This window comes from uncultured Roseibium sp., assembly GCF_947494555.1.
Classification (GTDB): domain Bacteria; phylum Pseudomonadota; class Alphaproteobacteria; order Rhizobiales; family Stappiaceae; genus Roseibium.
Window position 1 is genome coordinate 145,654 of sequence record NZ_CANLVF010000010.1, and the last position, 14,538, is coordinate 160,191.

Below are 14,538 nucleotides of genomic sequence, written 5' to 3' on the forward strand. Positions count from 1 at the left end.
CTTACCGCGCTGCTTTTATTGCAAAAACCAGTCCCGTGCATTTTCATGGCAAATCCGCCGGATCAGGCCATCGGCAAGGGTGGTGTCGTTGGGAATGCTGCCGTCTTCTGTCCAGTGCCCGACAATCCGGCAAACCAGCCGCCGATAATATTCATGCCGAGGGAATGACAGGAACGACCGAGAATCGGTCAGCATCCCGATGAAGCGCGACAGTAGCCCCATTTGTGCGACCTGCGTCAGATGGCGTTCCATACCTTCAAGCTGATCGTTGAACCACCATGCAGGTCCGGACTGGATTTTTCCCGGTTCCGAGCCGTCCTGGAAGTTGCCTGCTATCGTCACCATTACTTCGTTCAATGCCGGATTGAGACAATAGAGGATTGTTCGTGGGAGCCCGCCGCGCCTGTCGATCTGATCAAGCAGACTGTTGAGCGGACCGGCGACCGGACTATCGGAGATCGAATCACCGCCCGTATCGGGACCAATGCCCTCCAGAAGCCTGCTGCTGTTGTTGCGGGATGCGCCGATGTGAAACTGCATCACAATGTTGCGCTGTCGGTAAGCCTGTCCCAGTTCGATCAGGACAGCTGCCTTGAAATCGGCTTCATCCCTTGAGGAGACCGGGTCGCCCTCCAGGGCACTTGCGAGAATGTCGTCGAGGTCACTCGAAGAGCGACTTGAAAACGGTGGCAGTTCACTCAGACCGTGATCGCTGGCCTTGCAGCCAAGCGTGATGAAATGATCCAGCCGTTTGATCAGCGCACCGATCAGGTCCTCAAAACGTTCAATGCGCATCTCCGCAGCGGTACCGAGCTTTCGGCAATAGCCCGCGAACCCCTTGTCCGACGGTGCAAGGGTTTTGTCGGGCCGGAAGCTCGGGGCGATTTTGAAACCCAGGTCCGGATCCCTTAGCGCTTCTCCATGGAATGTCAGGTCGTCACATGGGTCATCTGTGGTACCGACATAGCCGACATTCATCTGATGAAGCAGACCGCGCGCGCTGTGGGTCGGCTCCGCCAGTTTTGCGTTGGCGATCTCCCAGACTTCGTCTGCCGTTTCGGGCCCAAATACTCCGTTCCAGCCGAAGTATCGCTTAAGTTCCAGATGGGTCCAGTGATAAAGTGGATTGCCAAGGCAATGCGGAACAGTCGCCGCGAAGGCGTCGAACTTCTGCCGGAAATCGGCATCGCCGGTGACAAGCTCTTCCGGCACACCGTTCCAGCGCATGGCCCGCCATTTGTAGTGATCACCCTCCAGCCAGATTTCACCTATGGAGCTCCAGGACCGGTTGCCGGCAATGGCCGCCGGATCGAGGTGATTGTGAAAATCGACCAGCGGCAACGGTGCTGCAACCTCGTGGTAGAGACGCAGGCTTGACGGTGTGTCGAGCAGGAAGTCTGGTCCAAGAAAGGGTGCGGTCATGATCTGCGTCCGGGTGTCAGAGGGAAGCGGTGATCGCGTTCACGACCCCGTCGGAGCCGATCCGGTCATAGGCGGACCGGATCTGTCTGGTGAAATGAGCTGATGCCGGCAGGTCTTCGCCGAAAACCCGCTGCAGCGACAACATGTGTTCCACATAGTCGGCGCCATTTGCGCGGGCCGCCAGGTCTTCAATCTGAGCGGCAAGCGGGTCATTCAAAGGCAGAGGCATGCCGGTTTCGGACAGGCCACGGCAGTAGTGCATCCAGCCCGCAACACCAAGAGCGGTGAGCGGAAATGGACTGCCATGCTCGATGTGCCAGCTGATAGGGGCCAGCAGCCGCTGTGGAAGCTTCTGACTGCCGTCAGAAGCAATTTGCGTCGTCTTGTGATGCAGGGCCGAATTCGAAAACCGCTCGATCAACGCGTCGGCGTAACGGGGTATGTCGACGCCGGGTGGGACTTCGAGGGTCTTGGCCTGTTCGCTCAGCATGAGTTTCTTTGCTGCCGTCTTGAACACCGGATCGGCCATGCAATCCGAAATCGTTTCTTTTCCCGCGAGCGCACCAAGATAAGCCAGGAAAGAATGTGAGCCATTCAGGAGACGCAGCTTCATGTCCTCAAACGGGGCTACGTCGCTCACAAACTGAGCTCCTGCCTGGTCCCAACCCGGCCGTTCTCCGGCAAAGCTGTCTTCAATCACCCATTGGCGGAATGGTTCGCATAGGATGCCATTCGGGTCAGGGTGGCCGAGTGCCGCTTCCAGCTTTTGATGGGAAGCCTCGGTCATTGCCGGCGTGATCCTGTCGACCATCGAGCAGGGGAAGCGGCATGTCCTTTCGATCCAGCCGCTCAGCGCCGGATCGAGCCGTTCGGCGAATTCAAGGATTGCCTGTCGGCACAGTTTTCCGTTCGCCGGAAGATTGTCGCAAGAGAGTATGGTCAGGCCTTCGCACCCTGTCGTCATACGGCGCTGCAACCCCGTTGCGATGATGCCGATTGCCGTCGTCGGATCGCCTTCCGCAGTCAAGTCCTGCGCAATCGCTGCATTTTTCAGGTCCAGATGCCCCTCGGAAAGACAATAGCCTTTTTCGGTGATCGTCAGCGTGATCACCGTGAGACGCGGGTCGGCGATCTGCTCAATCAGCACGCTGATACCGTCCCGCTTGGGATGCAACGTTCTGACAACCGGCCCGATCTCACGCAGTGCCAGGTCATCATCCTGCATTTCTCCGATCGCAAAGAGGCCGTCTGCCCTGTCGAGTTTTGTGAGCTCGGCTTCGCCGGAATGAAGCCGGACCGCAACAACACCGCAATCCGATTTTTCAGATCGCAGCCATTCATCGTGATAGACCATCACGTGCGCTTTCGCGAACGCTCCGAAACCGATGTGAAGCAGTCTGGGGCGCAGGGCAGTGCGGTCGTAGGTTACGCGTTCAAGTTCGGAGGTTTTATTGGACATGACTATCTTGCAGCGTTGAAATCTATGGTGTCGCCCGCGTGATGCGCGATGCGATTGACGATAAGGTCAGTCTGGCCGGCAAGCCAGATCTGAACGTTCGAAAATGAAGGTTGCCAGTCGCCTGACCGCCGCCAGGTGAGTTGGACTTGTGCGTTGTCCCTGGAGAGCTCAAACGTGGTGAGCGAATGTTGGCCGCCGAGTGCTTCGGCTGAACTACCATCATCGTCGTAGGCACGGGACAGGCTTGTCCCGCAATTGACGGCCTGCGGATAAATCCTCCAGGTGCGCTCGCGGTCATGCAACGGGTCGGAACGAAGATTTGCCGCCGCAATAGGCAGCACGGCACCGCCCCGGACAAAAAGAGGAATGCTTTCAAGCGTCACCGGGATGTCAATTTTTTCGCCGCCCGGATACCAGGTGCTGCCGTCGAAGGCCCACCAACCCTCTCCATTTTCTGGCAGCGTGACTGTCCGATAGCTGGCCCCTTGTTCAACGACGGTTGCCACGAGGAGGTCCCGGCCAAGCAGAAAATCAAATTCCGCATGCCTGCACGAAGTATCGCCCGGGTAATCCAGAAAGAGTGGACGCAGGATCGGTTCACCATCTGCCACGGCACAGTAAAGCTGGGTGTAGAGATACGGGATCAGCTGCGCACGGAGTTTCAATGCGTCCCGAACCAGTGGTGTGATTTCCGGATACATCCAGGCTTCGTTTGCCGTGCCGTCGTCATTCCAGGAATGGATTGTGAACCTTGGATGGAAGATGCCGTTCTGGACCCAGCGCAGGAACAGTTCAGGTTCCGGCCTGGGACCGGCGAAGCCGCCAACGTCGTGACCTGTGTTGTAAAAGCCGGACAGGCTGAGACCGAGACCCATGGGAATGTTCCAGCGCAGGGTTTCCCAACTGGTATAGTTGTCCCCCGTCCAGGTTTGCGCATAGCGCTGTGTTCCGGGCGAAGCGCAGCGCGAAATGAGATAGGGCCTTTTTCCTGGCTGATCCTGTTTTTGAGCCTCAAACGACGCCCGCGTCATGAGTTGACTGTGCAGGGGACGGATCAGACTGACCGGAATGGGCTCGCCAAAACCGGCGCAGATCGCATCATCGTCCCAGACTTCATATTCGTTGTTGTCGTTCCAGGTGCTTTTGATGCCCCTATTCAAGAGCTTACTTGTCACATTGGCCTGCCACCAGGCGACAGTGCCGGGATTGGTAAAGTCGAGATGAGAACCGGTGCCATCCCAGAACGGCGAGTGTTCCGGAGCGCCGCTCTCGCTGTCGCGAATGAAGAGACCGGCCTCCTGTGCGTCTTCATAAAGCGGGTGATCGTCCAAAAGCACCGGCTTGATATTGGCGATCAGGTTGATGCCGGCATCCGCATAAGACGATGTCAGGGCCTCTACATCCGGAAAACGGTCCGTATTCCAATGAAAGACATATCGTCTGCCTTCAATGGCCGTATACCCGGACGACAATTGGAAACTGTCGCAGGGGATGTCCTCTTCCTCGAGCTTATCCAGAAAGGTCCGAACGCGCTCCTGAGCATTGTCTGAATCTGTATAGGCCATGGTAGAGCCGGAATAGCCGAGCCCCCAGCGCGGCATGAACGCGGTTCCACCGATCAGCCAGTGCTGCCTTTTGACAACGTCAAGTACGTTCGGCGCCCAGAAAAAATAAAAGTCCAGGTCGCCATCTTCGGCGCGGAAGGCGCGGAAGGGTGGATGGTAGTTGTCTTTTTCGTTGCCCAGATCGAACCAGCAGGTCGCCAGCGTATCGTAGAAGAGCCCGTAGGCTCCGCGTGTTCCCCGGTCGGTTATCGTGAACGGGATGTGTTTGTAGAGCGGGTCGGTGCTCCTGGCATCGTAGCCAAGCGCGTCGAGGTTGCGCATTTCAAAACGCCGTCCGGAACGCTCCAGAGCTCCGGCCTTTTCACCGAGGCCATAAAACCGCTCGTCGCCATAACGGCGCATATAATGCTGGTTCCGGTGGTCCTTGCGTCCGATCATATAGGCGTTGAGCGGACGATCCCGAGCAATTTCCTGCCAGGCGTCCGAGGTGGTCCGGCGGGCTTCCCAGACAAGCGAAAGTGGTCGACCAATTGTCAGGCGCAGAGTGTCCGTTTCCAGGGTGACCGTGTCCTCCGCCTCAGTCAGCCGAAACGAGGGACAGGAAAATCCGCTCATATCCTCGCGTTTGCGCCCCTCGAACGGCACGTCCTTTTCCGGTGCGATCGCCCAGGTACGGTCCAGCCTGAAAGCCCCGTCCTTCAGAAGCGTGATCCGGATTAGATCATGCTCCAGAACGGTTGCCGTGAAACTGTGACGATCTTCGACGAGCAGCGAGATGCTGCTCTTCGTGCTGTCTTTGAGGGTCCAGTTCTGAAGCGCTTTCATGGATTAGTCCTAGTAGCCGAGGAGAACGCGCGGCAGGAACAGGCTGAGGCCCGGAAAGTAGGTGATCACGAGCAAAAGTGAAACAAGAACGGCGTAGAAGCCGAGCATGGGTTTGATGACCTGCCCGATCTTCACACCTCCAACCGAGCAGCCGACGAACAGCGCCGACCCGACGGGCGGTGTGCAGATCCCGATACAGAGATTGAACGTCATCACCACGCCGAAATGGACAGGGTCCATGCCAAGATCTTCCACGACCGGCAGGAAGATGGGCGTGAAGATCAGGAGTGCCGGCGTCATGTCCATGAAGGTGCCGACAACCAGCAATGCAATGTTGATGATGAGCAGAAGGACGATCGGATTTTCAGATAGTGCCAGAAGCGCATCCGAGATTGAATACGGAATATCGGCAAATGCCATCGCCTTGGACATGGCAATCGAGCAGCCGATCATGAGAAGCACGATCGACGTCGTCACCGCACTTTCCAGAATGATCCCCGGCATTTCTTTCCAGGTGATCTCCCGATACCAGATAATGGCCAGAAACAGTGTGTAGACAACCGCGACCGCAGAAGCTTCCGTCGCCGTGAAGATACCGCCAATGATACCACCCATGACGATGACGATGAGGCCGAGGGGGAGCACGGCATCGGCCGCTTTTTTCACGACTTCTGCTCCGCTCGGACGCTCGGCGACGGGATAACCACGCCGTTTTGCGATGATGCCAGCGACAACCATGAGGCTGAGCCCCATGAGAATCCCCGGAATGTAACCGGCGACGAAAAGGGCCGCGACCGATGTGCCGTTTGTGATGAGCGAATAGACAATGAATGTCGAACTTGGCGGGATGAGAAGGCCGGTCGGGCAGGACGCGATGTTGACGGCGGCACTATAGGCCGGATCGTAGCCTTCCTTTTTCTGCAAGGGGGCCATGACGCCGCCAACCGCTGCGGCGGATGCAACGGCGGACCCCGAGATGGAACCGAACATCATGTTGGCGATGACATTGCAATGAGCAAGGGCGCCCGGCAGCCGTCCACCCAGGACTTTGGCGAACTCAATCAGGCGCATCGCGATGCCGCCACGGTTCATGATGTTCCCAGCCAGGATAAAGAACGGGATGGCGAGCAGCGTGAAGCTGTCGAGCCCGGAGGCAACCTGCTGTGCAACGATGTAGACTGACTGATCGAAAGACATGAACAGGAGGAAGGTGGCAAACGCAGCCAGTCCGATCGAAAAGGCGATCGGAACTCCCAGGATCATGAGTAAAGCGAACGTCCCAAACAGAACCAGGACAGACTGAATATCCATTTAGTTTCCCCAAATCCTGGTCACAGCTAATCAAGCGGCCCGCCGGGCTTCGGCGCGCTTTCCTGATCATTCGGTCCACGCCCGTCGCGGAAGAGATCGGCGAGGAATGTCAGGCAGTAGTAGAGAATGCAGATCCCGGAAAACGGGATCGCGACATAGACCAGACCCATCGGCAGCCTGAGCGCTGGCGAGACCTGACCGGTGGCCAGAGTGCGGTTCACCAGATCCATCCCGCCATAAATCATCACAAGGGCCGCAAACGTGGCGATTGCGACAATGATCGCCGCGTTGACCGTCAAACGGATGTTGCCGCTTGCCACTTGCGGCAGCAGGTCAATGGCCAGGTGACGCCGTTGACCCAACGTATAAGCCCCTCCGAGAAGTGCGACCCAGATGAAGAGAAAGCGAGCCATCTCGTCGGTGACGGTGCTGGGGCTTTCCAGCACATATCGCGAGAAGACCTGCCAGATAACGCAGGCGACCAATATGGCGAATGCAACGGTAATGACGAGGCGCAGGATCAGATCCACACCTCTGGTGATCATGTTCACGACAGTCCTCCCGGGCCGGGCACTGGTTTCATATTCAATGTCACACAGCGTGGCTGCCCTAGACATGCGACATGAAACAAAACTGGTCAACCAATTTTATAAAAAAGGTTGACTGATTTGCAAAATTGGACGAACAATTTGCCATCCGCAGCAGACGACGCTGTGAAAACCGCAGCCGGCGACACGCCCTTTTCGGGTGAAACTCTCAGACCGGACTGCACGTGGGAGGAAATCATGATGAAGTTTGCAAAGCTCGCGGCCGTCCTGGCTGCAGGCGTTGTCGCAATGGGTTCGGCTGCCAACGCAAAGACCCTGCGTCTCAATCACAACAACCCGGAAGACCACCCGCTGCACAAGTCCATGGAATTCATGGCGGAGAAGCTGGAAGAGGCGACCGGCGGCGATCTCAAGATCCGCATCTACGCGAATGCCCAGCTTGGTACGCAGCGCGAATCCATGGAGCTGATGCAGAACGGGTCGCTGGACATGGCCCGCTCCAATGCGTCGGAGCTCGAGGCGTTTGAAGAGTCCTACGGTGCTCTCAATCTGCCTTATATCTTCGTCAACGCGGATCACTACTACGACGTTCTGAGCGGCGATATCGGGTCCGACATTCTGGAAGCGTCCGAAGACAAGGGCTTTATCGGTCTTGCCTTCTATATCGAGGGTGCGCGCTCCTTTTATGCCAACAAGGAAATCAGATCGCCAGCCGACCTCGAGGGCATGAAGATCCGCGTTCAGCCAAGCCCGTCTGCGATCCGCATGGTGGAGTTGCTGGGCGGAAACCCGACACCCATCGCCTGGGGCGAGCTCTACAGCGCGCTTCAGCAGGGCGTTGTCGACGGCGCTGAAAACAATCCGATGGCTCTGACATCCGCGCGTCACGGCGAAGTTTCCAAGGTCTATTCCGATGACGGCCATACGATGATTCCGTCCGTCGTGATGATTTCGTCCAAGACCTGGAGCGAGTTGTCAGACGAGCACAAGGAAGCGCTCACCAAAGCTGCGCGGGAATCCATGGACTTCCACCGTGAACAGTGGGACGCGATGAGTGCGGCCGCCGTTGAAACCGCCAAGAGCGAGCTCGGGGTAAAGTTCATCGAGGTCGAGAAGGGTCCTTTCATTGAAGCGGTTCTGCCGATGCACGAGGAAGCTGCCAAGAAGTCTCCTGTGGTGGCTGACCTGATCGGCCGCATCAAGGCGATCGCGCCGCAATAAGAAGCTCCAGGCCAGAGACCGGACCGATGCTCGAACGCTCCAAACTTGCAGACAATGCGCTTCAGGCGCTTCATGACGAAGACTACGATCTCCCGTTCAACACGCAGTCTTTGAACCATGACGGTCTGATTTTTATGGGCGGACGGCCATCTGAAAGTCTCAACGGTGAGTGGACGTTTTGCGTCGATCTCCTGGACACCGGCCTCCGGCAGAAGTGGTTTTCCATGCTGCCGGAGGCACCCGAAGACCGCACGGAGCCCTGGGACTACGATCCCTATATGGGTGAAACCGTGCCGGTTCCTTCCAACTGGGCGATGCTCAAGGAGAAGTGGTACTTCTTCGAAGGCAGCGCCTGGTATACGCGCCCTCTCGACATGGATAATGTGGATGGCGAAAAACGGCAGTTTCTGCGTTTCGGCGCGGCGGGCTACGACTGCAAGATTTTCCTGAACGGTGACTTCCTTGGCAACCACTATGGCGCGTCGACGCCGTTTTGTGTGGAGGTGACCGGCAAGTTGCACAAGGGCAGGAACTGGATCATGGCCTGCGTCAACAACATCCGTACTAAAGACCGGGTGCCGATGCACAACACGGACTGGTTCAACTACGGCGGCCTTTACCGCGAGGTCTGCGTGTTCGAAACACCTGCCTCTCTGATTTCGGATTTCTTCCTCTATCTTGTTCCTGACGGAACCTATTCGAAGATATGTGCCGAGGTGTCGATATCCGGTGCGCAGTCAGGCGAAGCCCGTCTGTCTATTCCCGAACTGTCGATCGATGAAACCATTTCCATCCGTGAAGGTGGCGGCCGTGTAACGATTTCCGCAGCGCCGCGGCTATGGAGCCCTGACACGCCGGCTCTTTATGATGTCAGCCTGGCGTTCGGTGAAGATCGGGTGTCAGACCGGGTCGGTTTCCGTCAGATTGAACGGATCGGCACCGACATCGTGCTGAACGGTGCGCCACAGTTCCTGCGCGGAATTTCCGTTCATGAAGACGATGCTGTGCTCGGCAAGGTGACAACAGAAGAAGACCTGCGCCGCCGGTTTGAACATGCGAGAGAGCTCGGCTGCAACTATCTGCGCCTGGCGCATTATCCGCATCACGAACGTGCTGCCGAAATTGCCGATGAACTCGGGTTTCTGCTTTGGGAAGAGATCCCGGTCTACTGGGCGATCGATTTTGCAAATCCGGCGACTTACCGGGATGCCGAAAACCAGCTAAAGGAATTGATCAAACGGGACCGCAACAGGGCGAGCGTCATCATCTGGTCGGTCGGCAATGAAAATCCGGATACCGATGAGCGTCTGGATTTCATGAAAAACCTTGCGGAAACGGCACGGCACATGGATCCGACCCGCCTGACATCGGCAGCCTGCCTCGTCAACCACGCCAACAACCGGATTGAAGACCGGCTTGCCGACTACATCGATGTCATTGGGCTCAACGAATATTACGGCTGGTACGAGGAAAATTTTGAAGATCTCGCCAAGATCGGCGAGAACTCAAATCCGGACCGGCCAGTAGTGGTTTCGGAGACCGGGGCCGATGGCGTCATTGGCCCGAAGGGACCAGCGAAGGGGTTGTTCAGCGAAGATTACATGGCCGACGTGTATCGGAAACAGATTTCCACATTGCGCCAGCTGAGCTACGTCAAGGGCATGTCCCCGTGGATACTTTACGATTTTCGTGTTGAACGCAGACAAAATATCTTCCAGAACGGATATAACCATAAAGGCTTGATAGCTGCCGATAAGAAAACCAAGAAAAAAGCGTTCCAAATTCTGGCGGAGTACTATCGTGAGATAGCAGCCCTTGAGGAGAGCGCAAGGAAGGCCTCATGACGCGGGACGGTACAAAACGCCGTTATCAGGAAATCGCCGAATTGCTCGCCCGGCGAATTACGGAAGAAGGATACCGGCCCGGCGACAAGTTTCCGACCGAGCGTCAGATATCCCTTGAAATGGGGATTAGCCGGTCGCTTGTCCGCGAAGCATTCATTGTCCTGGAAATCGAAGGTTATCTTGATGTCCGCAAGGGCTCCGGCAGCTATGTCGCGGCCGGAGAAAAGATCTCGCTGAATGTGCAGAAACAGGATTTCGGCCCGTTTGAGCTGCTGCAGGCGCGCCAGCTTCTTGAAAGCAGCATTGCCGGGTTTGCAGCATCGACAATTACCAAAAACGATATCATCCAGCTGCGCGAGACGCTTGAGATAGAACGCAGGGCGATCGAAAACGGTGTCGAAGATTATTTCGCAGACAGGCAGTTCCATCTTCAGATCGCCGAAGCGACCCAGAACAGCGTTCTCGTCGATCATGTCGAAGACCTTTGGACCAAACGTGAAAACAGTTCCATGTGGGCGAGACTGCATGACAGGATCTTCGATCTCAGCTACCGGACCAGGTGGCTCGATGATCACGCAGTTATTCTGGAAGCCCTTCGGCATCGCAATGCGGAGCAGGCCCGCCTTGCCATGTGGCAACATCTTGAAAATGTGCGTTTGACCCTGCTTGAGCTCTCCGATGTCGGGGATCCGGAGTTCGACGGGTATCTCTACACGCCGGCGGTTGCTTCACCTTAATGAAAGACAAGAAAGAGCAAGGCGATGATCGAAAGCTGGCGTTGGTTCGGACCTGACGATCCTGTCTCGTTGCAAGATGTTCGGCAAACCGGTGCTACCGGCATCGTGACCGCCTTGCACGAAATTCCGAACGGTACTTTATGGCCTGAGGAGGAGATCGCAGCACGGCGCCGGATGATTGAGGGCGCGGGGCTGACCTGGGTGGTTGCCGAGAGCATTCCGGTTCATGAAGATATCAAGACGGGTGCACCTGGCTGGGAGCGCTGGGCGCAAAACTGGGCGAAAAGCGCCAAAGCGCTCGCCAGGCAGGGCATTACGACAATCTGCTACAACTTCATGCCCGTGCTCGATTGGACCCGCACCGATCTTGACTTTGAGCTCGCCGACGGCGCCCGGGCGCTGCGCTTCGAATTTGCCGCCTTTGCTGCCTTCGACCTGTTCATTCTGGACCGGGAGGGCGCCGAGACAGACTATAGCGACACGGACATCTCGGCAGCCGAAGCCTTCCTGGCACGGTGTTCATCAGAAGACCGGGACCGATTGTCGGCCAACATCATAGCCGGTCTCCCCGGTTCTGAGGAAAGCTACACGCTTGCGACATTCAAGGACCGTCTTGCGGCCTATCGGGGCATCGACAGGGAAGACCATTTCCAGCATCTTCGGAATTTCCTGGACGTGGTCCTTCCGGCTGTCGAGGAAGCTGGTGCCGTTCTGGCACTGCATCCCGACGATCCGCCCCGCCCGCTCTTCGCACTGCCCCGGATTGCAAGCACCCTGGGTGATCTGGAGCGCATTGCATCCATGAATGCCTCTCCGGCGAACGGATTTACGCTTTGCACAGGTTCACTCGGCGTTCATCCGGACAACGACCTTCCGGCGATCGTGGCAGGGCTGGGCGATCGCATTCATTTTGCGCATCTAAGAGCAACCCGGCGCGAAGACGACCCGCGCAGCTTTTATGAAGACGCGCATCTCGAAGGCGATATCGACATGATTGCAATCATTCGGGCCTTGCGGAAACTTGAGGCGCGGACCGGTAAACACATTCCAATGCGCCCCGATCACGGGCACAGGATCTTGAATGATCTCAGCGGAACCTCCACGCCAGGCTATCCCGCCATCGGGCGTCTCAGAGGGTTGTCAGAGCTGCGCGGCGTACTCAAAGCGGTCGACGCATATGAACGTCTTTAAGGCCGAAGCCGGTTTATCAAAGCGACCGCATCCCTTGACGTGAATACGCTTCCGGTTAAATCCCTGTCGTGACAATGACCACGACCTTAGGGGTGAGATACTTGATGACCGACAGTACGGAAGACAGAGGCACGCTCGTCGAAGACGGCGCCGATACGATATTGATCGAAAATCTGACCCTGCCGGTTGAAATCGGCATTCTGGACAGCGAGAAGGGGCGTCGGCAAGCCGTCCGCTTTGACGTTGAAATTGAAACCGTCGCCAACTACCGCGACATGGTGCGCGAAAACGGCACCTTCGTGTCCTATGCGGATACCGTGACCTTCATTCAGAACAAGGCGCAGGACGGAGGTCATGTCGATCTTGTCGAAGAATGGGCCGAGTTGATTGCCGAATTTGTCCTTACCAACCCGCTTGCTGCACGGGTGAGCGTGAAGGTGACAAAACCGGATATTTTCGAGGATGCCGACGGTGTCGGTATCCGGATCACGCGCAAGCGGATTTGATGTGACTTGCCGCTTTGGCGGCGCTTCCTATTTCCCGTTTGATCCTTCCCGCCTTTACTGATCCCTCCGGAGACCTGCTTTAATGATATCCGCCGACCGCCTTCTACCACTTTGGCTCAAGTATCGTGATGCTCTTGAAACGCCGGTTCGAACATTTGAGTTTCCTAAATTCGGCCGCCGTTTCGAAGATCGAACTTACCAGATGGGTGTTTTGAACCTTTCGCCGGACAGCACTTACCGCGAAACGGTCTGCCACACATTTGAAGCAGCACTTTACCGTGGGCGGCGTATGACGCTGGAGGGCGCGGCGATGGTGGATATCGGAGCCGAGTCGACGGGTGAAACGGCTGATATCGTTTCGATTGAGCGGCAGATCGATAGAATGCGTCCGGTGGTCAAGGCGCTCGCGGACGAGAAGATCCTGGTCTCTGTTGAAACCTATCATCCAGAGGTGGGCGTTGCGCTCCTGGAAGCCGGTGCCGGCGTGATCAATCTGACGGGGCGTGTCGATGACAGCGCCTTTTACGAGTCCATCGCATCTCATCAAGCCGGCATCGTCCTGTGTTACACGCCGGGAGAGAATGCCCGCTCTGCGGATTACCTCCCACCGGCCGAAGATATCTTCGATCATCAGCTGACATTCTTCAGGGAACGGATCGACATTGCCACAAATGCAGGCGTGGAACGTCTTTGGGTGGATCCCGGCTTCGGTTTCGCATTGCATTTGCCTGACGGTCCGGACAGGATCCGGTATCAGACCGACAGTATCCTGCAGTCTTTCCGTTTGCGCGCACTTGGCTGGCCGGTCACCGTGCAACTGACCGGGGCGGTGTATCTCTTCCGGGACGAGGTGCGTGTCGCGCAAACGAGCGCAGCGACGATTGCGGTGATGTCAAAGGCAAATCTGGTGCGCAGTCACGAAGTGTCACGGGTGCAGCCGGTTTTGAACCTGCAGGAATTTGCCTGACGCCAATTGGGGGTAATAAAATGGCAGCCAATCACATTGCCTTGGTAACAGGGGCCGGAAAACGTCTCGGCAAGGCGATCGCCAAAGGTCTGGCGGACAAGGGCTACGCCATCGGGCTTCACTACAATGCGTCCGTTGGCGGCGCGCAGGAGCTCCATGACGAGATCGTTTCTGCGGGCGGCCGTGCGGTCTTGCTGCAAAAGGACCTGAGCCGTCCGGAACTCGCGGGTGAACTCGTTGCCGAGACATCGGCAGCCCTTGGAGGCCCGGTTTCCGTGCTGGTTAATTCCGCCTCCGCATTCAACACGGACAATCTGCATGATCTCACCCTTGAGAGCTGGCAGTTCCTGATGAATGTCAACGCGGCTGCACCGGTGTTTTTGATGCAGGCATTTGCAAACCAGGATCCACTCCCGGAGAACGGATCCATCGTGAATATGCTCGATACACAAATGATGTCGGCATCGCCGGAACGTTTCAGCTATTTTTGCGGCAAGTTCGCGCTTGAAGGGGCGACCAGGCTTGCCGCCTTCGAGCTGGGACCGAAGAGAATTCGAGTCAACGCCATTGCACCCGGTCTCATTCTTCCAAGCGATCAGACCCAGGAAAATTTCGACAGCCGTCAGAAACTCACGCCGCTCGGTCCCGGTCTTGGGCCGGAGGACATCGTTGGTGCGGTTCAGTATCTGGTAGAGGCCAGGCAAGTAAGCGGCCATACCTTCGTAGTTGACGCCGGTCAGAGGCTTATGGGCTTCGGAAACTCGCCCATCGGATAGTGCGGCGAGCGGAAACGAATTAGCTAACGCATGGTTAATATCCACCGATCTGAAGCGTCGGAAATTTTTCGGAAAAAATTCAAATCATGTGTTGACGGTATGATTTTGTGTGCGTATAACCGCGTTCATCGACGGCGGCGTTGCTGCTGGCGACAGGGTTTTGTGA

Annotated in this window: 12 protein-coding genes; 7 read left to right on the forward strand and 5 right to left on the reverse strand. The window is 56.9% G+C overall.

The genetic code is table 11. The features are described from left to right. Nucleotides 1-15: 15 nt before the first annotated feature. From uxaC to Q0915_RS31355, 5 genes are read right to left on the reverse strand one after another with little or no spacing between them, the layout of a single operon-like run. A complete protein-coding gene (gene uxaC / locus Q0915_RS31335; protein WP_299484276.1) occupies nucleotides 16-1,422 on the reverse strand; it encodes a glucuronate isomerase in 1,407 nt (468 codons plus the stop codon). 16 nt (nucleotides 1,423-1,438) lie between these two features. Next, the gene (locus Q0915_RS31340) at nucleotides 1,439-2,881 is read right to left on the reverse strand and encodes a mannitol dehydrogenase family protein (protein WP_299484277.1); all 1,443 of its coding nucleotides are present in this window, start codon (nucleotides 2,879-2,881) and stop codon (nucleotides 1,439-1,441) included. A gap of 2 nt (nucleotides 2,882-2,883) precedes the next feature. After that, complete coding sequence (locus Q0915_RS31345; RefSeq protein ID WP_299484278.1) at nucleotides 2,884-5,271, reverse strand: TIM-barrel domain-containing protein; 2,388 nt, start codon at nucleotides 5,269-5,271, stop codon at nucleotides 2,884-2,886. 9 nt (nucleotides 5,272-5,280) lie between these two features. Further along, nucleotides 5,281-6,582 carry a TRAP transporter large permease gene (locus Q0915_RS31350; protein WP_299484279.1) on the reverse strand — a complete coding sequence of 434 codons (1,302 nt, stop codon included), beginning with the start codon at nucleotides 6,580-6,582 and terminating at the stop codon, nucleotides 5,281-5,283. A 26-nt stretch (nucleotides 6,583-6,608) separates the two neighbouring features. Continuing rightward, the gene (locus Q0915_RS31355) at nucleotides 6,609-7,127 is read right to left on the reverse strand and encodes a TRAP transporter small permease (protein WP_299484289.1); all 519 of its coding nucleotides are present in this window, start codon (nucleotides 7,125-7,127) and stop codon (nucleotides 6,609-6,611) included. 240 nt (nucleotides 7,128-7,367) lie between these two features. Here Q0915_RS31355 and Q0915_RS31360 point away from each other — a divergent pair, with 240 nt between their 5' ends. The 7 genes from Q0915_RS31360 (at nucleotide 7,368) to Q0915_RS31390 (ending at nucleotide 14,372) form a co-directional block, all read left to right on the forward strand. Further along, entirely contained in the window at nucleotides 7,368-8,351 is a 984-nt protein-coding gene (locus Q0915_RS31360) for a TRAP transporter substrate-binding protein (protein WP_299484280.1), read from the forward strand. A gap of 26 nt (nucleotides 8,352-8,377) precedes the next feature. Then, the gene (locus tag Q0915_RS31365) at nucleotides 8,378-10,195 is read left to right on the forward strand and encodes a glycoside hydrolase family 2 TIM barrel-domain containing protein (RefSeq protein ID WP_299484281.1); all 1,818 of its coding nucleotides are present in this window, start codon (nucleotides 8,378-8,380) and stop codon (nucleotides 10,193-10,195) included. Continuing rightward, the gene (locus tag Q0915_RS31370) at nucleotides 10,192-10,932 is read left to right on the forward strand and encodes an FCD domain-containing protein (RefSeq protein ID WP_299484282.1); all 741 of its coding nucleotides are present in this window, start codon (nucleotides 10,192-10,194) and stop codon (nucleotides 10,930-10,932) included. The genes Q0915_RS31365 and Q0915_RS31370 overlap by 4 nt, the downstream gene beginning before the upstream one ends. A gap of 24 nt (nucleotides 10,933-10,956) precedes the next feature. Then, complete coding sequence (gene uxuA, locus Q0915_RS31375; RefSeq protein WP_299484283.1) at nucleotides 10,957-12,123, forward strand: mannonate dehydratase; 1,167 nt, start codon at nucleotides 10,957-10,959, stop codon at nucleotides 12,121-12,123. A gap of 104 nt (nucleotides 12,124-12,227) precedes the next feature. Continuing rightward, entirely contained in the window at nucleotides 12,228-12,629 is a 402-nt protein-coding gene (locus Q0915_RS31380) for a dihydroneopterin aldolase (RefSeq protein ID WP_299484284.1), read from the forward strand. Between the two features lie 82 nt (nucleotides 12,630-12,711). Further along, on the forward strand, nucleotides 12,712-13,596 hold the full coding sequence (locus Q0915_RS31385; protein WP_299484285.1) for a dihydropteroate synthase: 885 nt from the start codon (nucleotides 12,712-12,714) through the stop codon (nucleotides 13,594-13,596). Between the two features lie 20 nt (nucleotides 13,597-13,616). Continuing rightward, nucleotides 13,617-14,372, forward strand: coding sequence for an SDR family oxidoreductase (locus tag Q0915_RS31390; RefSeq protein ID WP_299484286.1), 756 nt, complete (start codon nucleotides 13,617-13,619; stop codon nucleotides 14,370-14,372). Nucleotides 14,373-14,538: the final 166 nt, after the last annotated feature.